Below are 22,748 nucleotides of genomic sequence, written 5' to 3'. Positions count from 1 at the left end.
CGCCGTACCCGCCAGAGACGCCATCGGAAGGAGTGAGCATGTCAGAGCAGTTAATAGACTGGGACCTGGCCCTGATCCAGAAATATAACTATTCCGGGCCACGATATACCTCGTACCCGACCGCGCTGGAGTTTTCTGAAGACTACGGCACTGAAGCATTTCTAAAGGCCGTGGCGCGTTATCCTGAGCGTCCTCTCTCGCTGTACGTTCACATCCCGTTCTGCCACAAGCTGTGTTATTTCTGTGGCTGTAACAAGGTCGTGACTCGCCAGCAGCATAAAGCCGATCAATACCTCGATGTCTTAGAACAAGAAATTATTCATCGCGCACCGCTGTTTGCCGGACGTCATGTCAGTCAGCTGCACTGGGGCGGCGGCACGCCAACGTATCTGAATAAAGCGCAAATCAGCCGTTTGATGTCGCTGCTGCGTGGCAACTTTAACTTTAACGACGACGCCGAAATCTCGATCGAAGTGGATCCGCGTGAAATTGAGCTGGATGTGCTCGATCATTTACGCGCTGAAGGTTTTAACCGCCTGAGCATGGGGGTGCAGGACTTCAATAAAGAAGTTCAGCGCCTGGTGAACCGTGAGCAGGATGAGGAGTTTATCTTTGCGCTGCTGAATCATGCGCGTGAGATTGGCTTTACCTCAACGAATATCGATCTGATTTATGGTTTGCCAAAACAGACGCCGGAAAGTTTCGCCTTTACCCTGAAACGCGTTGCTGAGCTGAATCCAGACCGACTGAGCGTCTTCAACTACGCGCACCTGCCGACGCTGTTTGCCGCTCAGCGCAAGATTAAAGACGCCGACCTGCCCAGCGCGCAGCAGAAGCTGGATATCCTGCAGGAAACCATTTCTTCACTGACCGAAACCGGTTATCAGTTCATTGGTATGGATCACTTTGCTCGGCCGGATGATGAGCTGGCGATTGCTCAACGCAAGGGTGTGCTGCATCGTAATTTCCAGGGTTATACCACCCAGGGTGATACCGATCTGCTGGGAATGGGCGTGTCAGCCATTAGTATGATTGGTGACAACTATGCGCAGAACCAGAAAGAGCTGAAGCGCTATTATCTGCAGGTAGACGAGCAGGGGGACGCACTGTGGCGCGGAATTGCCCTGACCCACGATGACTGCATTCGTCGTGATGTTATTAAGCTCCTGATCTGTAACTTCCGCCTCGACTATGCCGCTGTGGAACAGCAATGGGATCTGAACTTCGCTGACTATTTTGCCGAAGACCTGAAACTGCTGGCACCACTGGCGAAAGATGGGCTGGTGGATGTGGATGAGAAGGGGATTCAGGTTACGCCGAAGGGACGCCTGCTGATCCGTAATATTTGTATGTGCTTTGATGCCTATCTGCGGCAGAAAGCACGCATGCAGCAGTTCTCACGGGTGATTTAACGTTTTGCCCGGTAGCGTCAGCGCCACCGGGCAAACTGCTTAGCTGAACAGCCCAACCAGCGCTGCACACAGCACTGCGGCAACCGCAGTTTGTGGCGTATGGCTTTCGACCGCACCGCTCGACAGTAGATTAATCATTGATTCCAGCATGATGACTTCCCCCGTTTGCCGGGCACGATCATACTTAACTCATCGGAACAGTAAAGCGCAAAATAGCAGCAATTTGCGCTCAATTATCAATCTTTACACAGTGACGAATCGTCACTCCATTCCGAGTTCTTTTAACTTACGCGTCAAGGTATTACGGCCCCAGCCAAGCAGGCGTGCGGCTTCCTGTTTGTGCCCCTGGGTATGACGTAGCGCGGTGGTCAACAGCGTGCGCTCCATTTCAGGTTGAGCCTCAGAAAGCAGGTTTTGATGACCGGAACGCAAGGCCCGGTCTGCCCACTGTGCCAACAGGGTTGCCCAGCTGTCTGGCTGCATATGGGACGGTGCGTCAGGCACGGTGGTTTCAAACAGCTCGGCTGGTAAGTCCTGAATCAGTACTTCCTGCCCGGCCGCCATGACGGTTAACCAGCGGCAGGTGTTCTCAAGCTGACGCACGTTACCCGGCCAGGCCAAACGGGTCAGCGCCGCCTCGGTCTCCGGGTGTAATTGTTTGGCTTCAACCCCCAGTTCGTGCGCGGCCTCCTGCAGGAAATGGCGCGCCAGACGTGGGATATCTTCCCGACGTTCACGCAGTGGCGGCAAATGCACGCGGATGACGTTCAGACGATGGAATAAGTCCTCGCGGAATTTGCCTTCCTGTACGCGTAGTTCCAGATTCTGGTGCGTGGCGGCGATAATACGTACGTCCACCTTCACGGGCGCATAGCCGCCAACGCGGTAAAACTGTCCATCGGCTAATACGCGCAATAAACGCGTTTGCACGTCCAGCGGCATATCGCCAATTTCATCGAGGAACAGCGTACCGCCGTCAGCCTGTTCAAAGCGCCCCTGACGAATGGTATTCGCCCCGGTAAACGCGCCTTTCTCGTGACCAAACAGCTCAGATTCGATCAAATCTTTTGGGATTGCCGCCATGTTCAGGGCGATAAACGGCGCTTTGACGCGCGGGCTATGACGGTGCAGCGCATGGGCGACCAGCTCTTTACCGGTCCCGGACTCCCCGTTAATCAATACGCTGATTGACGATCGGGACAGGCGGCCAATAATGCGAAAGACGTCCTGCATTGCCGGCGCTTCGCCGATGATGTCGGTTGTTGGGCCGTTGATCTGAACATTGCGCGGCTGCTGCTGTTCCTGATAATGGCTGATGGCACGTTCGACCAGCGCTACGGCTTCATCAATATCAAAAGGTTTGGGCAGATAATCAAACGCCCCTTGCTGATAGGCGCTGACGGCAGCATCCAGATCGGAGTGCGCGGTCATTATGATGACCGGAAGCATCGGATGCCGCTGTTTAATCTGTTTTAACAGCGTCAGACCGTCCATGCCCGGCATGCGAATATCCGACAACAGTACGTCAGGCGTTTTGCTGGCCAGCGCGTCCAGCACCTCTTTACCACTTTCAAATGTGGTACAGCTTAGCCCTGCCCCTGCGAGCGCACGTTCAAGCACCCAACGGATGGAACTATCGTCATCAACGACCCAGACTATTCCTCGTTGCATAAACGTCACCTTATTTCCTGATAGGCAGGTAAACCGAGAACTCGGTATGACCCGGCCAACTGGTAAATTCAATTTTGCCGGAATGTTGATCAATTAAATTGCGGGCGATGGATAATCCAAGCCCAGTACCGCCTTCGCGACCGCTGACCATTGGGTAGAACAGCGTGTCCTGCAAATGCGAGGGAATACCCGGACCGTTGTCCTCAACATCAATCCGTGCCGCCAGGCGATAACGTACGCCGTGCAGCGTGAGCTGAAACGCGGTGCGGGTACGTAGAATGATCTCACCGCCTTCCGCTCCCAGCGCCTGCAAAGCATTGCGCACGATGTTTAACAGAACCTGCTCGATCTGGTCCGGATCGTGCAGTAGTTCGGGCAGACTCGGGTCGTAATCACGAATCAGCGTGACGTTTTCCGGGAGCTCCATTGAGACCAGCGCCACCACGCGCTCCGCCACCTTGTGAATACTTTCCGTGACATGCATGCCAGGCTGTTGTGGTCCCAGCAGACGGTCGACCAGATTACGCAGGCGGTCGGCCTGCTCAATAATGACTTTGGTATATTCGGTCAGCGCCGGGTCCGGAAGCGCTTTGCTGAGTAGCTGCGCTGCGCCGCGTAATCCACCTAAAGGGTTCTTGATTTCGTGCGCCAGACCGCGCACCAGATCGCGGGCGGCAATCTGCTGGGCGTGCTGAAGCTGCTCCTGACTCAGACGGCGCTGGTTATCCATTGGCGCCATCTCCAGCAGGATAAGGCCATCAGGCAGCCTCTGAGCTGTCACTGAGAGGATATGTGAGTGGCTGTCTATCACCAGCGTCACTTCGTTATCCGTAAAGCCCTGGCCTGCTTCCAGGCTCTCTCGCATCAGTCCGATGTTTAAGGAGAAATAACTCAACAGATCGGGAAGCGGTGTACCAAACAGTTTGCGGGAGCTTTGGGCGAGCAGCTGTTGTGCCGCCGGGTTGGCGTAATGTACCGCCAGCTCATCGTCGACGAGTAAGATGCTGTTGATTAAAGAATTGAGGATCTGCCCAGCATCGGGCAGCGTGCCGGTTGCCATTCAGCAGTCTCCTGAAAAGTGTTGCACCAATTTAGTGCATTATAGCTTTTTACATCAAAAAAGCGCGAGAAAGCAGGTTGTTAGTGGAGAAAAAAGCCCATCCTGGGATGGGCTACAGATGACTGGCAAACGCAGATGCCGGATGGCGGCTTTGCTTTATCCGGCCTACAAGGTGATGTTACCGGTAGGCCTGATAAGCTTGCGCCATCAGGCGTCTTATCATTCGCCATCGATCTCAAGCCTGCCTGAGCAGGCTAAAATTTCCACGGCAACTCAAACGATTAAACGCTGTAGTACAGCTCAAACTCTACCGGGTGCGGAGTCATACGCACACGGTCATCTTCTTCGCGACGCAGCGTAATGTACGCATCGATCGCTTCATTGGTGAACACGCCGCCTGCAGTCAGGAACTCACGGTCCAGATCCAGTTCTTTCAGTGCTTCTTCCAGAGAACCAGCAACCTGTGGGATCTCTTTCGCTTCTTCCGGCGGCAGGTCGTACAGGTTTTTGTCCATGGCTTCGCCCGGGTGGATCTTGTTCTTGATGCCGTCAAGACCGGCCATCAGCAGTGCTGCGAAGCACAGGTACGGGTTAGCAGCCGGGTCCGGGAAACGCACTTCAATACGACGCGCTTTCGGAGAAGCAACAACCGGAATACGGATAGAAGCAGAACGGTTACGGGCAGAGTAAGCCAGCATTACCGGCGCTTCGTAGCCTGGGACCAGACGCTTATAGGAGTTGGTGGTCGGGTTAGCCAGGGCGTTGATCGCTTTAGCGTGCTTGATTACACCGCCGATGTAGAACAGCGCCTGCTCAGACAGACCCGCATATTTGTCGCCAGAGAACAGGTTTACGCCGTTCTTGGACAGGGACATGTGGCAGTGCATACCGGAACCGTTATCACCGAACATCGGTTTTGGCATAAAGGTCGCGGTTTTACCGAAACGGTGCGCAACGTTGTGCACGACGTATTTGTAGATCTGAATTTCGTCCGCTTTTTTGGTCATGGTGTTAAAGCGGGTCGCGATTTCGTTCTGGCCAGCGGTCGCCACTTCGTGGTGATGCGCTTCAACAACCAGGCCCATCTCTTCCATGATCAGACACATGGTAGAACGGATGTCCTGAGAAGAATCTACCGGAGGAACCGGGAAGTAACCGCCTTTCACACCAGGACGGTGACCTTTGTTACCACCTTCGTATTTGGTGGAGGAGTTCCATGCGCCTTCGATGTCATCGATTGCCACGTGGGAACCGGAAATAGACGCGCCGAAACGGATGTCGTCAAACAGGAAGAATTCTGGCTCTGGCCCGAACAGAACGGTGTCTGCGATGCCGGTAGAACGCAGATACTCTTCAGCGCGTTTTGCGATGGAGCGCGGGTCGCGGTCATAGCCCTGCAGTGTACCAGGTTCCAGGATATCGCAACGGATGATCAGGGTGGACTCTTCATAGAACGGGTCGATGAGTGCAGTAGACGCATCTGGCATCAGAACCATGTCTGATTCGTTAATGCCTTTCCAGCCACCGATTGAGGAGCCGTCAAACATTTTGCCTTCTTCAAAGAATTCGGCATTTACCTGATGAGCAGGAATAGTGACGTGCTGTTCTTTACCTTTGGTATCAGTGAAGCGCAAATCAACAAACTTCACTTCGTGTTCGTTCAGCATCGTCAAAACGTGTTCAGCGGACATACTTACTCTCCCGGATTGGTCATGGTCGTCGTGGTAACGAAGTCTTCAATTCTGCAAAAAATTGGCCGTGTCGCCGTAAAAAATATAAAGCGAAATCTGTGCCAACTTTTAAATTGCCCCTAAAAGGCGTTATCATGCGCACTATCGTGCAAAGGGGCTGCACCATGAAGGTTGTATTGCACCATTATAGTGCTTTAATGTGAACATTAAGCACCATATTGGTGCAAAGCATGTCAGATTACCCCTTTTAACGCTCCGTGAATGTGATCACAAAGAAACTCTGCAATACTTGTTTGCGGAGGATGTTTGTGATCCTGTTTTGTACTGCGATTAATCCGTGTACAATAACGCGCTATTTCTAAAATGCCTGAGGCAAAGTTGTGATCGAAAATTTGCGTAACATCGCCATCATCGCGCACGTAGACCATGGTAAAACGACCCTGGTAGACAAGCTGCTCCAACAATCCGGTACGTTCGATGCACGTGCTGAAACCCAAGAGCGCGTGATGGACTCCAACGATTTGGAGAAAGAGCGTGGGATTACCATCCTCGCTAAAAACACCGCTATCAAATGGAATGACTACCGCATCAACATCGTTGATACCCCGGGGCACGCCGACTTCGGTGGTGAAGTTGAACGTGTAATGTCCATGGTCGACTCCGTGCTGCTGGTGGTGGATGCAATGGATGGTCCGATGCCGCAGACGCGCTTCGTGACCAAAAAAGCCTTTGCCCATGGCCTGAAGCCAATTGTTGTTATCAACAAAGTTGACCGTCCTGGCGCGCGTCCTGACTGGGTTGTTGATCAGGTATTCGACCTGTTCGTTAACCTCGACGCTACCGACGAACAGCTGGACTTCCCGATCGTTTACGCTTCCGCGCTGAACGGTATCGCAGGTCTGGATCACGAAGATATGGCTGAAGACATGACTCCGCTGTATCAGACCATCGTTGATCGTGTACCGGCTCCGAACGTAGATCTTGATGGCCCGCTGCAGATGCAAATCTCTCAGCTGGACTACAACAACTACGTTGGCGTAATCGGCATCGGCCGCATTAAACGCGGTAAAGTTAAACCGAACCAGCAGATCACTATCATTGATAGCGAAGGCAAAACTCGTAACGGTAAAGTCGGTAAAGTTCTGACTCATCTGGGTCTGGAACGTATCGAGAGCGATATTGCCGAAGCCGGCGATATCATCGCGATCACCGGTCTGGGCGAACTGAACATCTCCGACACCATCTGCGATCCGCAGAACGTCGAAGCGCTGCCGGCTCTGTCCGTTGATGAACCGACCGTAACCATGTTCTTCTGCGTAAACACCTCTCCGTTCTGTGGTAAAGAAGGTAAATATGTTACCTCTCGTCAGATCCTTGACCGCCTGAACAAAGAGCTGGTGCACAACGTTGCGCTGCGCGTTGAAGAAACCGAAGATGCGGATGCGTTCCGCGTATCCGGTCGTGGTGAGCTGCACCTGTCTGTTCTGATTGAAAACATGCGTCGTGAAGGTTTCGAAATGGCGGTTTCCCGTCCGAAAGTTATCTTCCGCGAAATCGATGGCCGTAAACAAGAGCCGTTCGAAAACGTAACGCTGGACGTCGAAGAGCAGCATCAGGGTTCTGTCATGCAGGCTCTGGGTGAGCGTAAAGGCGACCTGAAAAACATGAATCCAGATGGCAAAGGCCGCGTACGTCTTGACTACGTGATCCCAAGCCGTGGTCTGATCGGCTTCCGTTCAGAATTCATGACCATGACTTCCGGTACCGGTCTGCTGTACTCCACCTTCAGCCACTACGACGACGTTCGTGCGGGTGATGTGGGTCAGCGTCAGAACGGCGTACTGATCTCCAACGGCCAGGGTAAAGCAGTTGCGTTCGCACTGTTCAGCCTGCAGGACCGCGGTAAGCTGTTCCTGGGTCACGGTGCTGAAGTTTACGAAGGCCAGATCATCGGTATTCACAGCCGCTCTAACGACCTGACTGTAAACTGCCTGACCGGTAAGAAATTGACCAACATGCGTGCGTCCGGTACTGACGAAGCAACGGTTCTGGTTCCGCCGGTTAAGATGACTCTGGAGCAGGCTCTGGAATTCATCGATGACGACGAACTGGTAGAAGTTACTCCAACCTCTATCCGTATTCGTAAGCGTCACCTGACTGAAAACGATCGTCGCCGTGCAATGCGTGGCGCGAAAGAAGAGTAATTAACGCTCTTTCTCAGGTAAGCATAAAAAAGCCGCTGATTATCAGCGGCTTTTTTTATCATCAGCAGTATCAGAAGAAATACTTTGCCCCAACACGAATCTGGTTTTGTTCGCGATGATAAGGTTCAACATTGCGATCTAACCAGCGTAATTCCAGGTAGGGCAACCAGTGTTCATTGATCCGATATTTAAAGGTATTGGTAATTTCCCAGTGATGATCTTTTCCGTTGCTGCTATTGAAGTCATTGACTCGCATAAAATAGTGCGGTTCAAAGGTATAGGAAAATTTATCGGTAATGGCAAAGTTCCAGTAGTTACCTATTTCATAGGTATCATTATTATCCAGGTCACCGTTCAGGTCGGTTGAACTGTAGTTATTATGATTATATCGATTACGCACGGTAAGATTAAACCATGGTGTAAATTTATAGTTAACATCCAGATAAACAGCGCCGCCAGAACCAATACTCTTATCGTTTATTAGCCCGCCAGGTTGGATTGTTAATTTATCTGTCGGTTTAAATAACGGATACCAGCCCTCTATTTCGTTATAGCCGTGTTTTAGCTCATCCTTGCGTTGCATCGTGTAGGTGTTGGTGAGCATGATACCTGCGCCCATATCAGAGTTATAGCCGACGCGCATCATGACCTCTATTTGATCGGACGCCAGATTATATGCTTCCCGGTTTTCTACATAGGCTCCAGCGAAAGCAGAGGTTGATACCACAGAGGATAAGAAAATTATTGTCGTTAATTTTTTCATGATAAATCCATTTTTTAAGCGTAGGGAGGCCGCCATCCATTGGGATGGAACAGGCGGCTATTATTTTTATACGTTTACAGCAGAGGTATTCTTTTTATTGGTAATAGGGTCCGGTTGGATATTGTTTTTCTTCCGTTGGCTGATTTCCTCAATAATAAAAGCAAAACGTGTTTCGTTGAGTTTATAAAAGAAGCCCATTGTGAGTGCTGCAATAATTGCAAGTCCGCAAGGCCAGAGAAAGATGAGTTGACGCAAACCGAGCAGGGTAGCATCGCTCTGGGCTATGTTGGGGATATAACCGATTTGTGTCAGCATAATCCCAGGCAGGAAGCCTGCGAGCGCCGCGGAAATTTTGCGCGAAAAGGTATAACCCGTATATACCGAGCCTTCCGCACGGATCTCCGTCTTCCATTCTCCATAATCGACCGTATCCGGAACCAGCGCCCAGTTCAGGCTGTTAACAAAAGCGGTTCCGAAGAAGGCCATGCAAGAAAACATCACGAATAAAAATGACGTGCTGCCCCAGAAAAAGTTCAGCACATCGCCGATTGCCCATAGCGCCAGACCGCCGAGGTAAACCTGTTTTTTACCGAAGCGTTTTACAGCTGTGGGAACCAGCAGTACCCCAACCAGAATGCATCCCATGCTGAAGAAACCCATCCACGACAGCAGATGTATATCGTTCAGCACGTACTGGGTGTAATACACCTGAATCGCCAGCTTAATGTTGAATGCCGCCAGCGTGCACAAGTTGGCAACACATAGCACCAATAGTGGAGGGTTACGGAAAATGGCGCAGAACGATTTGAGAATACTGGGTTTATGGTGATCCGGTACGATTTCGATATAGCGTTCCTTCACACCGCTAAAGCACCACCACATACTGAACAGTCCGCAGACAGAGAAGAGCAGTGCGGCAATCAGATAACCCAGCGAAGGCGAACTGACAAATAGAGCCTGAATTGGCATAAAGCCAACGGTACACAGTAACAGGCCTACGGTAGCGCCGCCCTGACGCCAGGCGGCGAGCTGAGCGCGTTCATGTGGATTTTTAGTAATTGCAGGCACCATCGCGCCGTAGGAACAGTTCATCAGGCTATAGAACAGGCCGAACAGCATGAACAACACCGTTGCCAGCCCCGTTTTCACCGTTAGCGTAAAGCCTGTCGCTAAAAATTGCGCGCTGGCGACGACGGCGACAGGAAATGACGCATACAAAATAAAGGGTCTGAATTTCCCCTTTGCGCCAATATTACGCCTTGAGTCCAGCAACACGCCGGTCAGAATATCGGTGAAGGCGGTGAAGAACTTCGCTACTAAAAAGATAATCCCACCGTACCAGGCCGGCATCCCTAGTTCATCGGTATAAAATTTAAGCAGATACAGCGTGCCGATACACAGCATCAAATTTGAGCCGAAGTCACCCACTCCGTAGGCGAATTTTTCACGCAGGCTCAGTTTTAGCGTTAGCGGATCATGAAAAGACATAATCGCTCCTCAATAGCGCCCCGTAGAGCGCTATTCATTATTATTATCAAACGGTTTGTTTACGCGCTTCTATCTCTTCAACGATGCGGACATACATCTTCTCGTTAAGGTTGTAGAAACAGCCCATAGCTACAATGGTGATCACCGCCAACGCGCAGGGATAAATAAAGATCAGCTGGCGCAATCCTTCGACCGTACTGGCAGATTGCACCACGTTGGGGACATAGCCGATTTGCGTTAGCATCCAGCCGGGGAAGAATCCTGCCAGCGCTTGTGACACTTTACGAAAGAAAGTGAAGCCGGTGTATACCGTTCCTTCCGAACGTACGCCGGTACGCCATTCGCCATATTCCACCGTGTCGGAGACCAGCGCCCAGTTCAGGCTGTTGACGAATGCTGAGCCGAAGAACGCCAGGCACGAGAAAGCGACAAAGCTGACGGAACCGCCGCCAAAGAAGTAGTTAAGCAGATCGCCCGCGACCCAAATCAACAAACCGCCGATGTAGACCTTTTTCTTGCCGAAACGTCTGACCATTCCCGGCATCAAGAAGACACCGATGAAGATACAGCCCATGCTGAAAAAGCCCATCCAGGAAAGGAGAATCGGGTCGTTCAGTACGTACTGGGTGTAATAGACCTGAATCGCCAGTTTGACGTTAAACGCGCCAAGTGTGCAAAGGTTGGCAACGCACAGAATAAACAGCGGGCGGTTACCTGCGATGGCGCGGAAGGATTGCAGCAATCCCGGTTTTTGCGCGGCATCAACGGGTTTCACTTCCACGTAGCGTTCTTTAACCCCGGCATAGCACAGCCACATAAACAGCAAGCCGAACAGAGAGAATAAGGTGGCGGCGAAGATATAACCCAACTGTGAGTTGCCTTCGATCAGGTTCATTACTGGCACAAAACCGACGGTGCACAGCAGCAGGCCAAGAGTGGCTCCGCCCTGTCGCCAGGCTGCCAGCGAGGCGCGTTCGTCCGGGTTTTTGGTGATCGCGGGGACCATCGCACCGTAAGAGCAGTTCATCATACTGAAGAACAGTCCGTACAGCATAAACAGTACCGTTGCCATCACCGTTTTACCGGTGACTTCAAATGGTGTACCGACAAAGTTCGCAATCGCCAGCAGCGTCACTGGAAATGCGGCATACAGAACGAACGGGCGGAATTTGCCTTTCGGGCCGATTTTGCGGCGCGAGTCGAGCATAATCCCAGTCCCCATATCGGTAAACGCGGTAAAAAACTTGGCGATAAGGAAAATGATACCGCCATAAGTTCCAGGTAAACCAAGAACATCGGTATAAAACTTGAGTAAATAGAGCGTACCTATGTCCAGCAGGATATTGGAACCTAAATCACCCATCCCATAGGCGAGTTTTTCTTTGAACGGCAAGCGTAGGGTTGCCGGATTAGAAGAGGTCTGACTCATTATTATTCTCCATGTGCCCGTGAGTCTCCTCACGGGCGAGCCGTATTAGATTTTGCGTAAAGTGGCAAACAGTGGCGCCCATTCACTCTTCGCGCGATAAAACACCGGAGGCTTGCCAATAGGCGCATCCACGGTAATTTCACCGCCCTGATAGGTTTCCCCGGTCCAGACATTTATCCAGCTATCTTCCGGCAGATACAGGGTCCAGTCGGATTTGCCTTGCTCGTGAACTGGCGCGACCAAAAGATCTTGTCCCAGCAGATACTGATATTTCAGGGTATAGGTACGCGCATCGTCTTCGTAATGCAGGAACAGCGGACGCATCACCGGCAGACCGGTAGCGCTGTTTTGCGCGACGGCCTGTTTGAGATACGGTTTCAGGGTGGTAAACACGGTGGTCATTCGTGCAAAGTGGGCGATGGTTTCAGCATCACCATCAAACTGCCAGTTATCGCCTGGGCGGTTACCCTCGTGGGTACGCATCATCGGCGTGAAGGCGCTGAAGTCACACCAGCGCAGCAGCAGTTCTTTGCTGCGTTTCATGTCAAACAGGGTGGTGTAGCCGCCGATATCGCTGTGGTGCAGACCGTGACCGGTCATCGCCAGCGACAGCGCTGCAGGAACGACGGAAGCCAGACCGTCGTCAAGGCTCCAGTCCACGTTCTGATCGCCCGCCCACATCATGGTGGAGTATTTCTGGCTGCCGGTGTAACCCGCACGCATAAAGAACAGGATCTTGCCGAGTTTGCCGGTCTCCTGTAGCGCTTCGTAGTTACATTTCGCCCACAGTGCGGGCCAGGCGTTGTGCATGATCTCGGCGCTGACGCCGTTGTGCAGATACGTATCTGTCGGCAGGTATTCGCCAAAATCTGCCATCCAGCCGCCGCAGCCCAGTTCGATCATGTTTTTCTTGATGACCTCTTTGAACCAGTCGTAGGCTTCCGGGTTGGTCAGATCGACCACGCCGCCGTAAAACTCGCCAAACTCTACGAGGTAATCGCCGCCGGATGCATCTTTCGCCAGATAACCGTGTTTGGCCGCTTCGGCACAGAGATCTTTATCGCTGGCAACATACGGGTTGATGTAGGAGAGGAACTGCACGCCTTCTTCTTTCCATTGCTTAATACGGCTATCCAACTGCGGATAATTGTCGCTGTTCCACTTCCAGTTCCACATCACGCGTTTGCCAAAGGAGGTCATGCGGATCCCGGACCAGTCCTGCGCCCAGATGCCGTTTACTTTCACGCCTGCGTTACGCATGGTGTCCAGTTTGCTCTGGCAAACCTCAGTACCGCCCTGAATACCGAGCGTGACGCCATCGTAGATCCAGTCCGGCAGCTCCGGCTGGCGTCCTAACAGCGCAGTCAGTTTTTCCAGCAGAGAGATGTAGGTATCAGCACACTCAAAGCGCAGGGTGGTTTTGTCCTCCCACAGCGCCAGTTCGTGATACTCCGGCGCGCTGAAGTCGAAATTCATATAGCAACTGTTATCAACGTGGCAGTAGTACTTCTGCGTGCTGACGAAGGTCGGCTGTGGGAAGAAGGTCCAATAGTAGTCGCCACCGGCGTTCTCTTTACAGTCGGCTTGCCAGGTGACATAGCTGTTTTTGTTTCGGCCCACGCCCTGTTCACTGGTCCACAGCGGGAACGGCTTACCGCGTAAGTCGAAATAAGAGAACTGTTCGCCGCAGCCGTAAATATGATCGTCCGCCCTGGCGGCCAGACGCAGCCAGATGCGGTTATGGTTGAGATCGCCGTTGTGCAGATCCAGCTTCAGGCGACCCTGTTCATCGGTGGAAATATGCAGCGTGGCGTTGATGGTATCACCGCGGCTGAAATGCACCCGCCAGCCGTCTGGCGACTCGCTTACCGTGGCGCCAGTCAGAGCAATCTTCTCATTGAGCCTGTCTTTAATGCTGAAGTTGCCGCGAAACATGTCAATGTCGGCAACGCCAGCGCCGATCCACAGGCAGGGCGTTTCTGTGCTGTGGCGTAAAATCAGGCGCTGGTGGTACGTTAAAGCAAATCCATCAGGTAATGATGTGAGTTCTATGGCGGTTGACCGTTGTTGTAGCGAATTCATTGTCGTCTCCGTAAAAATAGGGTAATTCGGTAATTTGTCGGAAATCTGTTATTCACTGCCGATTAAAAAATGCATCTGATGTTGTTCTCCGGGCGCGAGATGAATCAGGCTAATTCCGGAGTTAAAGGCGTCTGGCGGGCAGGTCATCGGTTCAACCGCCAGGCCACGCCGTGCTAATTTTTCGCCGGTATACACTTGCAACCAGGGCTGGTGGCTGCGTAAAAAAGTGGACATGTTTTGCGATGGGCTGGTCATCCTGACTTCCCACTCAGCGTCAGGTGGCATAGTCCTGAACGTATGATCGATAGCGGTCTGCGCAATGCGTTGCGGCGTGGTGAAATATCGTTCATCACATGTTTCTTCAATCACCGGGAGTGTTAATTCACAGTCATCAATGGGTTGCAGATTGCAGGTCAAATAGGGATGTGCTCCCGCGCCATACGGCGCGATTTCGTCACCCACATTCTGTGTGCGGATAAAAACGTGCAGTCCACGGGTTGCCTCCAGTCGGTAAATCACCTCTGAAACCAGCGCGAAGGGATAACCATAAGAAGGCGGCAGAAAAATCGTCAGCGACACTTCCGATGCCGACTGCTGGTTAATCTGCCAGTCCCGCCAGGCCAGTAACCCATGAATGGCGGTATGTGAAACCGAGTCGTTAACGGCAAGCTGGTAATCCTTGCCGTTATAGTGATAGCTGCCGTCTACAACGCGGTTTGGCCAGGGGATTAACACTTTCCCCAAGTGTGCCAGCGGCATTTCTTCCGGTTTGTGGGGAATAACGATATGACGCCCACGGTGCGTCAATTCTGCTAGCCCAGCGCCAACCGTGACGATTTTCGCCTGGTAGTGTCCGGCCTGAAGATGAATGGTTTTTCCACCGCTATGCATGGCAGCCCACCTTGTTACTTATTTAGCGTTGATATCCAGCAGACCGGCGGCAACAGCCGGAGCAAGGCCCGGAGCCAGCGGCAGACGTGGGATCACCAGGCAGTGCAGCAGGTGATAAATATCCTGCTTGCCGTCCCAGACTTTGGTGGTCACCTTGTTATCGGTGTCCAGCTCCTGCCACCATGAACCGGTCTCGTAATCCATCAGGTAGGTGATGCAGTAATCCCACCATTTCTGGTACCAGGCTTCGTACTGGCTGTCGCCTGTGAGGGTGTACAGGGCGTAGGCGGTACCCATCGCTTCGACTATCGGCCAGCGCACTCTTTCGCGAACGATCGGTTTGCCGTCCCAATCCACCGAATAGACAAAACCGTCTGCGCCGTCCGGTGCCCAGGCGTCGCGGATAGTGGCGTGGAAAAGTCCTTTTGCATCTTCCAGCAGCCAGGCAGGAGGCGTTTCAAAGCGAGCTTCCAGCGCAGCATGCAGATGCAGCATCAGGCGGCCCCACTCGATCCAGTGACCCGGCGTGCCACCGTAGGCGCGGAAACGGTGAGCTGGGTTGTCCTTGTTGTAATCGCGGATTGGGTTCCACTGTGAATCGAAGTGTTCATTGACGCGGTACTCCCCGCTACGGGCCACGTCGTGAATAATCACCGAAGCGATACGCAGTGCGCGATCGAGCCATTTACGGTCATGAGTAACGTCATACACGATCAGGAAAGCCTCGACCGCGTGCATGTTAGCGTTGCCGCCGCGATAATCTTCTGTCTGGCTGAAGGCTTCGTCCCAGGACTCCAGGCACATTTGTTCGTCTTCGCTCCAGAAGTACTTCTCAATCACCTCGATGGCGTCATCCAGCAATTTTCTGGCCTGTGGATGACCGGTAGTGACCGCGCTTGCCGCGCCAAGTAAAACGAAGAAATGCTGATAACCCTGCTTGGAGGCATCCATCACGCCTTCGTCATTGACGCAGGCGTACCAACCGCCGTAGCGTGTGTCGCGTAGCGCGCCGTTCAGCGCCTTAATGCCGTGGTCTACGAGTTGATATGCACCTGGGCGACCCATGGAGGCGGCAACGGAATAGACGTGCAGCATGCGGGCGGTGATCCACAGATGTGTTCCCATATCCGCTCTGACCTGACCACTGTTTCCTAACCAACCAAACCCGGTGGGCACCGCCGCGTTCTTACCAAAGTTAAAGATGCGATCGGTTTCTTGTTCCAGCCAGCGGTTGTGGCTTAAGGTGTTAAACCATTTCATGCTTTGATCCTCTATTAGCGGCGGGCCATCATTTCGTCGACGATATCGCCCAGACGCTGCAACTTCGGTGCGGAAACATCACGCAGCATCAGTTCGGTATCCGGCAGACCCACGACGGATGACCAGACCGCACGCCCGGCCAGGAAGCCGGATGCGCCTGCGGTCATTGCTACGCTGACCGCGCGTGGGAACAGTTTTTCATCCACACCAGAGGAGAGAATGACCCACGGCATGTTGATGTTTTCATTCAGGCGCTGAGAGGCGCTAAGCAATTCCTGTTGGGTTCCTTTGCCGTACAGCGGCATTTCGACCTTGTAGAGATCGGCACCGCTGTCGCCCAACTCTTTCGCGGCATCGATGATGGCCTGTTCACGGCAGAACTTATCGCCACGACGCGGTGGGCGAACAACCGGCTCGATGATGCTCAGCAGCCCATTGGAATGGCATAGCTCATTAAATTCTTTCACCATGTCCAGGCGCTGTTGGGTATCTTCATCGCTACGCCACAGCACCAGCAATTTGAGAGCCTTGGTGCCATCTTGCTTCACAGCCTGCGGGTTGATTTTTTTATCAATCACTACGCTATCGACCGGAATTCCGTTACCCGGAATAAACTCATCAGCGGCCACAATCATGGCGCAGTTTTTGGCTACCGCGTTTTGCTCTACAACCTGGCGGTAGCAGAATTGCTGATCGACCAGAATGGCGGAGGCATAGGGGGACAGGATCTTTGCCGCATTTACTTTGAAATCGGTCAGCACGCTGTCATTGACCGGGGATTTTGCACCCGCAGCGGCAAACATTAAGCGCATGGCTTCGCGCTGATCGACCGCCAGCATGGCAAAACCGCCGGAAGCTCGGGTGATATCTTTCAGGGTGTACTTCGTCATTGTTCAGTCCTTACTTATCTGTGTGTTTATTTAGCCCGGCGGATGCGCGAACCTGTTCAAGAATGGCCGTCCAGTCTTCCCGGCCACGGCCAGCGGCGCGTGCCTGGTTATAGACTTCGCGGGAGGCGGCACCGAGCGGCATCGGCACATGTAGTTGGTTGGCAACGTCCAGCGCGATGCCAAGATCCTTGTGAGCTAAATCGATCATAAAAGCCGGGGAAAGATCGCCTTTCAGCACTTTGTTCGGCCAGGAGGTAGTGAAGTGGCCTTTCCCGGCGGGAGTGCCGCTCATGACTTGCAAGGCCACATCGAAGGAGAGGCCGAGCGCTTCGCACAACACGGCGGCTTCAGCAGACAAGGTGTTTAACGCGATGCTCATGTAGTTGTTGATGAGCTTGACGCGAATGCCCATGCCGGGACCGCCTGCGTTGATCAATTCATTACCCATCGCCATCAGAACCGGTGTGGCGCGTTCTACCTGCTGTGACGTTCCACCTGCCAGCAGCAACAGCGTTCCTGCGATAGCGTGATCGGAGGTACGTCCAACCGGGCAATCCATCATGTCGAAGCCTTTGTCACGCATATCGGCGATCAGTTTGTCGGTTTGCAGTGGGTGAATAGTCGACATATCAATCACTAATGCCTGCGGGGAGAGGTTTTCGCAGATACCCTGCTCACCGAACAGTACGCTGCGCACTAGATCGCCGTTTGGCAGCATTGTGATGACAAATTCTGCCCCTTTTACTGCCTGAGCCGGGCTGCTGGCAGGTTGGGCTCCTTTTTCCACCAGGCGCTGAACGGCATCCGGGTTAACGTCAAAGACGCTGAGTTGATGACCCTGCTTCAGCAAGTTGCTCGCCATGGGTGAACCCATCTGACCTAATCCGATAAATGCTATAACTGCCATAACGTTCTCCTGAGACGTGGATGTCATTTTTTGTCATTTAAAGTCGTTTGTTTTTGTCTGTTTTTGATCGTATTTGTAATTTATGGTCAAAAAATTGACAGTCGTCACTTTTTAAACATTTTGTGAAATTAAAATGATCCCATCTTGAAACGCCTAAGGAATGACCATGATTCGTATTGCTTGTGTAGGTATTGCCGTGATGGATCGCATCTATTACGTGGAAGGTTTACCGACCGAAGGAGGTAAGTATGTGGCGAAGCGTTACACGGAAGTGGGCGGCGGGCCTGCTGCAACGGCCGCAGTGGCTGCAGCGAAGCTGGGCGCGCAGGTGGACTTTATTGGCCGTGTGGGCGATGACGACACCGGAAATAGCCTGCTGGCGGAGCTGGAATCCCTGGGGGTAAACACCCGCTACACCCGGCGCTATGCGGGGGCAAAGTCTTCGCAATCGGCAATTATGGTTGATGCGCAAGGAGAACGGATTATCGTTAACTATCCCAGCCCGGATTTACTGCCGGATGCTGCCTGGCTGAATAAGATCGATTTTTCCCAGTGGGATGTGGTGTTGGCGGATGTTCGCTGGCACGAAGGCGCCAGGCAGGCGTTCACGCTGGCGCGTCGGGCGGGAGTGATGACGGTACTGGATGGTGACGTCACGCCACAAGATATCAGTGAGCTGGTGGCGTTGAGCGATCATGCGGCGTTCTCTGAACCGGGTCTGGCGCGTTTAACCGGGATAAATGATTCTGAAGCTGGACTTAAAAAAGCAAAAACGCTCACAAATGGTCATGTCTATGTGACACGAGGGAGCGAAGGCTGTGACTGGATAAAAAATAATACGTTGCAGCATCAATCTGGATTTAAAGTCGATGTTGTGGATACTACGGGAGCTGGGGATGTTTTTCACGGTGCGCTCGCATTCAGCCTGGCGGGTGGCGATGCTCCAGAAGAGGCCGTCAGGTTTGCCAGTGGGGTTGCTGCGTTAAAATGCACTCGCCCGGGAGGAAGGGCCGGAATCCCTGACTGTGATCAAACCCGATCTTTTCTGTCACTTTTTGTATAAAATGCCAGGGCAATGGTTTTTCGAGGAAATTTCATGAGTCTTACCGAACTGACCGGTAATCCGCGACACGATCAACTGCTTATGCTGATTAGCGAGCGCGGTTATATGAATATCGACGAGCTGGCGAGCCTGCTGGACGTGTCCACGCAAACTGTGCGTCGTGATATTCGTAAACTCAGCGAGCAGGGATTAATTACGCGTCATCATGGTGGCGCGGGCAGAGCCTCCAGCGTGGTGAATACGGCGTTTGAGCAGCGTGAAGTTTCCTGGACGGAAGAGAAGAAGGCCATCGCGGAAGCGGTGGCTGACTACATTCCCGATGGATCAACGGTGTTTATTACCATTGGCACCACCGTTGAGCAGGTGGCCCGCGCGCTGTTAAACCATAATCATTTGCGCATTATTACCAACAGCCTACGCGTGGCGCACATTCTGTATAACAACCCACGTTTTGAAGTTATGGTACCAGGTGGAACGTTACGCCCGCACAACAGCGGCATCATTGGCCCTTCTGCTTCAGCATTTGTGGCTGATTTTCGGGCTGACTATCTGGTTACCAGCGTTGGCGCGATCGAAAGTGATGGCGCGCTGCTGGAGTTTGATGTCAATGAAGCCAGCGTAGTGAAAACGATGATGTCCCATTCAAGACACATTCTGCTGGCAGCGGATCATACGAAATATACGGCTTCTGCCGCGGTAGAAATTGGTAACGTGTCTCAGGTGACTGCGTTGTTTACTGATGAATACCCAGGTCCGGCATTACACAATTTACTCCAGTCACAGCAGGTTGAAATTGTGCAGGTGAGTCCTTCACAGGATGATGCTCTGGCCGTGTAATTCCTTCTAATGATGGCTTGATAAGTTCGTAGCCATCACTCTCGCATAGTCAAACTTCTCCTTTCCCGCTACAGTTATTCATCCACGGCGAATAAGGAGAAGGGCATGCTCTATATCTTTGATTTGGGTAATGTGATTGTCGATATCGACTTCAACCGCGTGTTGGGCACATGGAGCGATCTAAGTCGTGTACCGTTGGCTTCGCTAAAGCAAAGTTTCACCATGGGGGAGGCTTTTCACCAGCACGAGCGAGGTGAAATAACGGATGAAGCCTTTGCCGAGGCGCTATGTCATGAGATGGCGCTGCCGCTAAGTTACGAGCAGTTCTCTCACGGCTGGCAGGCCGTTTTTGTCGCCTTGCGCCCTGAGGTCATCGACATCATGCAAAAGCTGCGTGAGCAGGGGCATCGGGTGGTCGTCTTGTCGAATACTAACCGCCTGCACACCACGTTTTGGCCGGATGAATATCCCGAGATCCGTCAGGCTGCTGATCATATTTACCTTTCCCAGGACCTGGGCATGCGTAAACCGGAAGCGCGGATTTACCAGCACGTCCTGCAGTCTGAAGGTTTTTCTGCGCACGATGCGGTCTTTTTTGACGATAACGCCGATAATATTGAAGGGGCTAACCGGTTAGGGATCACCAGTATCCAGGTCGTCGATAAAAAGACCATTCCTGACTATTTCGCGACGTTGTTATGCTAAAAAATGTTCAGCAGCAAGCCAGGCATCATACGCGTCCTGTACGAGACTGGCTGAAGCTATTATGGCAGCGGATTGATGAGGACAACATGACGACGCTGGCAGGGAATCTTGCCTATGTTTCATTGCTCTCATTAGTGCCGCTTATTGCCGTCGTATTTGCGCTTTTCGCCGCATTTCCGATGTTTTCCGACGTCAGTGTCCAGTTACGTCATTTTATTTTCGCAAACTTTATCCCGGCGACGGGAGACGTCATTCAACGTTATATCGAACAGTTTGTCGCCAACTCGAACAAAATGACGGCAGTCGGGGCATGCGGGCTGATTGTCACAGCGTTATTGTTGATGTACGCCATTGATAATGCGTTGAATACTATCTGGCGCAGTAAGCGTACTCGCCCTAAAGTTTACTCTTTCGCCGTCTACTGGATGATTTTAACGCTGGGTCCGCTGTTGGCGGGGGCCAGTCTGGCGATCAGCTCTTATCTGTTGTCATTGCGCTGGGCCAGCGATCTCAACACGGTGATTGATAACGTCCTGCGTATTTTCCCGCTGGTGCTTTCCTGGCTCTCGTTCTGGCTGCTTTACAGCATCGTACCGACTACGCGTGTACCCAACCGTGATGCGGTTATTGGTGCCTTTGTGGCTGCTGTGTTGTTCGAAGCCGGAAAGAAAGGATTTGCGCTCTATATCACGATGTTCCCGTCTTATCAGCTCATTTACGGTGTTCTGGCGGTGATCCCCATTTTATTTGTCTGGGTATACTGGACCTGGTGTATCGTCTTGCTAGGCGCGGAAATAACTGTCACTCTCGGGGAATACCGCAAACTTAAACAAGCCGCAAAAGAAGAAGAAGCAGAGCAACCATGATTGCATTAATTCAGCGCGTAACCCGTGCCAGCGTCACCGTGGAGGGCGAGGTGACGGGTGAAATTGGCCCAGGACTTTTGGTCCTGTTAGGTGTCGAAAGGGATGATGACGAACAGAAAGCGAATCGCCTGTGCGAGCGTGTACTCGGTTATCGAATCTTTAGCGATGCCGAAGGTAAAATGAACCTCAACGTGCAGCAGTCAGGCGGCAGCGTGCTGGTGGTTTCACAGTTTACGCTGGCGGCAGATACCGAGCGTGGCATGCGCCCGGGGTTTTCGAAAGGCGCAGCGCCCGAGCGTGCAGAAGCGCTGTATGAATACTTTGTTGAGCGTTGCCGCCAACAGGAAATGAATACGCAAACCGGTCGATTCGCTGCGGATATGCAGGTTTCACTGGTTAATGATGGCCCGGTGACGTTCTGGTTACAAGTATGAACCAGCTACCGGTATGGCCGCGGACAACAAGAGAGAATACGACTATGTATCACCTTCGAGTACCGCAAACAGAAGAAGAATTGGAGCGTTACTACCAGTTTCGCTGGGAGATGCTGCGTAAACCATTGCACCAGCCAAAAGGCTCCGAACGGGATGCCTGGGACGCGATGGCGCATCACCAGATGGTGGTGGACGAAGAGGGGAATCTGGTTGCGGTAGGGCGTCTGTATATCAATGCGGATAATGAAGCTTCCATACGCTTTATGGCCGTAGACCCTTCCGTGCAAGAGAAAGGGTTGGGCACGCTGATGGCGATGACTCTGGAGTCTGTGGCGCGTCAGGAAGGGGTCAAACGCGTAACCTGTAGTGCCCGTGAAGATGCGGTCGAATTTTTCGCCAAGCTCGGTTTTGTGAGCCAGGGGGAAATCACCACGCCGCAAACCACGCCGGTGCGCCACTTTTTGATGATTAAGCCCATTGCGACGCTGGACGATATTCTCCATCGCGGTGACTGGTGCGGACAGCTACAACAAGCCTGGTACGAACATATTCCATTGAGTGAGAAAATGGGCGTACGCATTCAGCAGTACACTGGGCAGAAATTTATCACCACGATGCCCGAGACAGGCAATCAGAATCCGCACCATACCCTGTTTGCCGGTAGCCTGTTTTCACTGGCTACGCTAACGGGCTGGGGACTTATCTGGCTGATGCTGCGCGAGCGTCATCTGGGTGGGACAATAATCCTGGCCGACGCGCATATCCGATACAGCAGGCCGATCACCGGGAAACCAACTGCTATTGCCGATCTGGGGTCGTTGAGCGGTGACCTCGACCGCCTGGCAAGAGGTCGCAAGGCGCGCGTTCAGATGCAGGTCGGGGTGTTTGGCGATGACACACCGGGCGTCGTGTTTGAAGGTACTTACATTGTGCTACCTGCGAAACCGTTTGGCGCATATGAAGAAGGCGGTAACGAGGAAGAGTAGGTCCTCTGGCTAAAATGTAATGTTGGGTTCATTTGCTGATGTAAAATGCGGATTATGAAAATGCCATAATCCGTATTTTGATAAAAATCGCATGCTGTCGATGATTGTA

Annotated in this window: 20 protein-coding genes; 8 read left to right on the top strand and 12 right to left on the bottom strand. The window is 52.5% G+C overall.

What is annotated here, in order from left to right; genetic code table 11:
• The first annotated feature begins 38 nt into the window (after window positions 1-38).
• Complete coding sequence (hemN, locus tag OGV98_RS19285; RefSeq protein WP_202580885.1) at window positions 39-1,412, top strand: oxygen-independent coproporphyrinogen III oxidase; 1,374 nt, start codon at window positions 39-41, stop codon at window positions 1,410-1,412.
• A 39-nt stretch (window positions 1,413-1,451) separates the two neighbouring features.
• On the opposite strand, the gene OGV98_RS19280 is transcribed toward hemN, so the two are convergent.
• From OGV98_RS19280 to glnA, 4 genes are all read right to left on the bottom strand, one after another.
• Window positions 1,452-1,562 (bottom strand): YshB family small membrane protein, encoded by a 111-nt coding sequence (locus OGV98_RS19280; RefSeq protein ID WP_003028631.1) that lies wholly within the window; start codon window positions 1,560-1,562, stop codon window positions 1,452-1,454.
• Window positions 1,563-1,673: 111 nt separating this feature from the next.
• Window positions 1,674-3,083, bottom strand: coding sequence for a nitrogen regulation protein NR(I) (gene glnG, locus OGV98_RS19275; RefSeq protein WP_003028633.1), 1,410 nt, complete (start codon window positions 3,081-3,083; stop codon window positions 1,674-1,676).
• Between the two features lie 10 nt (window positions 3,084-3,093).
• Complete coding sequence (glnL, locus tag OGV98_RS19270) at window positions 3,094-4,143, bottom strand: nitrogen regulation protein NR(II) (RefSeq protein WP_003028636.1); 1,050 nt, start codon at window positions 4,141-4,143, stop codon at window positions 3,094-3,096.
• 281 nt (window positions 4,144-4,424) lie between these two features.
• A complete protein-coding gene (glnA, locus tag OGV98_RS19265; protein ID WP_003028638.1) occupies window positions 4,425-5,834 on the bottom strand; it encodes a glutamate--ammonia ligase in 1,410 nt (469 codons plus the stop codon).
• Window positions 5,835-6,214: 380 nt separating this feature from the next.
• Between glnA and typA the strand changes: the two genes are divergently transcribed.
• Window positions 6,215-8,038 (top strand): ribosome-dependent GTPase TypA, encoded by a 1,824-nt coding sequence (typA, locus tag OGV98_RS19260; RefSeq protein WP_003028641.1) that lies wholly within the window; start codon window positions 6,215-6,217, stop codon window positions 8,036-8,038.
• Between the two features lie 70 nt (window positions 8,039-8,108).
• Here the strand turns inward: typA and ompL are convergent, their stop codons facing one another.
• From ompL to yihU, 8 genes are all read right to left on the bottom strand, one after another.
• On the bottom strand, window positions 8,109-8,801 hold the full coding sequence (gene ompL, locus OGV98_RS19255) for a porin OmpL (RefSeq protein WP_003028643.1): 693 nt from the start codon (window positions 8,799-8,801) through the stop codon (window positions 8,109-8,111).
• Window positions 8,802-8,867: 66 nt separating this feature from the next.
• Complete coding sequence (locus OGV98_RS19250; protein WP_286551943.1) at window positions 8,868-10,289, bottom strand: MFS transporter; 1,422 nt, start codon at window positions 10,287-10,289, stop codon at window positions 8,868-8,870.
• 46 nt (window positions 10,290-10,335) lie between these two features.
• Complete coding sequence (locus OGV98_RS19245; protein ID WP_003028647.1) at window positions 10,336-11,718, bottom strand: MFS transporter; 1,383 nt, start codon at window positions 11,716-11,718, stop codon at window positions 10,336-10,338.
• A 45-nt stretch (window positions 11,719-11,763) separates the two neighbouring features.
• Window positions 11,764-13,800, bottom strand: a complete 2,037-nt coding sequence (locus OGV98_RS19240; protein ID WP_200018968.1) for an alpha-glucosidase — start codon at window positions 13,798-13,800, stop codon at window positions 11,764-11,766.
• A 48-nt stretch (window positions 13,801-13,848) separates the two neighbouring features.
• Window positions 13,849-14,691 carry an aldose-1-epimerase gene (locus tag OGV98_RS19235; protein ID WP_016151256.1) on the bottom strand — a complete coding sequence of 281 codons (843 nt, stop codon included), beginning with the start codon at window positions 14,689-14,691 and terminating at the stop codon, window positions 13,849-13,851.
• A gap of 18 nt (window positions 14,692-14,709) precedes the next feature.
• A complete protein-coding gene (yihS, locus tag OGV98_RS19230) occupies window positions 14,710-15,951 on the bottom strand; it encodes a sulfoquinovose isomerase (protein WP_003028654.1) in 1,242 nt (413 codons plus the stop codon).
• 14 nt (window positions 15,952-15,965) lie between these two features.
• Window positions 15,966-16,841: a sulfofructosephosphate aldolase gene (yihT, locus tag OGV98_RS19225; protein ID WP_200018965.1), complete on the bottom strand. Its 876-nt coding sequence runs from the start codon at window positions 16,839-16,841 to the stop codon at window positions 15,966-15,968.
• 10 nt (window positions 16,842-16,851) lie between these two features.
• Window positions 16,852-17,748, bottom strand: coding sequence for a sulfolactaldehyde 3-reductase (yihU, locus tag OGV98_RS19220; RefSeq protein WP_200018963.1), 897 nt, complete (start codon window positions 17,746-17,748; stop codon window positions 16,852-16,854).
• A gap of 166 nt (window positions 17,749-17,914) precedes the next feature.
• On the opposite strand from yihU, the gene OGV98_RS19215 reads away from it, so the two are divergent.
• The 6 genes from OGV98_RS19215 (at window position 17,915) to fabY (ending at window position 22,639) form a co-directional block, all read left to right on the top strand.
• Window positions 17,915-18,811, top strand: a complete 897-nt coding sequence (locus OGV98_RS19215) for a sugar kinase (protein WP_192468309.1) — start codon at window positions 17,915-17,917, stop codon at window positions 18,809-18,811.
• 33 nt (window positions 18,812-18,844) lie between these two features.
• Window positions 18,845-19,648, top strand: a complete 804-nt coding sequence (locus OGV98_RS19210) for a DeoR/GlpR family DNA-binding transcription regulator (RefSeq protein WP_003847907.1) — start codon at window positions 18,845-18,847, stop codon at window positions 19,646-19,648.
• Window positions 19,649-19,753: 105 nt separating this feature from the next.
• Window positions 19,754-20,353: a glucose-1-phosphatase gene (gene yihX, locus OGV98_RS19205; protein ID WP_016151258.1), complete on the top strand. Its 600-nt coding sequence runs from the start codon at window positions 19,754-19,756 to the stop codon at window positions 20,351-20,353.
• Window positions 20,347-21,219, top strand: coding sequence for a virulence factor BrkB family protein (locus OGV98_RS19200; protein ID WP_003028669.1), 873 nt, complete (start codon window positions 20,347-20,349; stop codon window positions 21,217-21,219). Before yihX ends, OGV98_RS19200 begins: the two co-directional genes overlap by 7 nt.
• Window positions 21,216-21,653, top strand: coding sequence for a D-aminoacyl-tRNA deacylase (gene dtd, locus OGV98_RS19195; protein WP_003028671.1), 438 nt, complete (start codon window positions 21,216-21,218; stop codon window positions 21,651-21,653). The genes OGV98_RS19200 and dtd overlap by 4 nt, the downstream gene beginning before the upstream one ends.
• A 44-nt stretch (window positions 21,654-21,697) precedes the next feature.
• Window positions 21,698-22,639 carry a fatty acid biosynthesis protein FabY gene (gene fabY, locus OGV98_RS19190; protein WP_003825286.1) on the top strand — a complete coding sequence of 314 codons (942 nt, stop codon included), beginning with the start codon at window positions 21,698-21,700 and terminating at the stop codon, window positions 22,637-22,639.
• Window positions 22,640-22,748: the final 109 nt, after the last annotated feature.

This window comes from Citrobacter sp. Cf136, assembly GCF_030333815.1.
Classification (GTDB): Bacteria; Pseudomonadota; Gammaproteobacteria; order Enterobacterales; family Enterobacteriaceae; genus Citrobacter; species Citrobacter freundii.
This window is presented reverse-complemented; position numbering and strand designations above follow the sequence as displayed.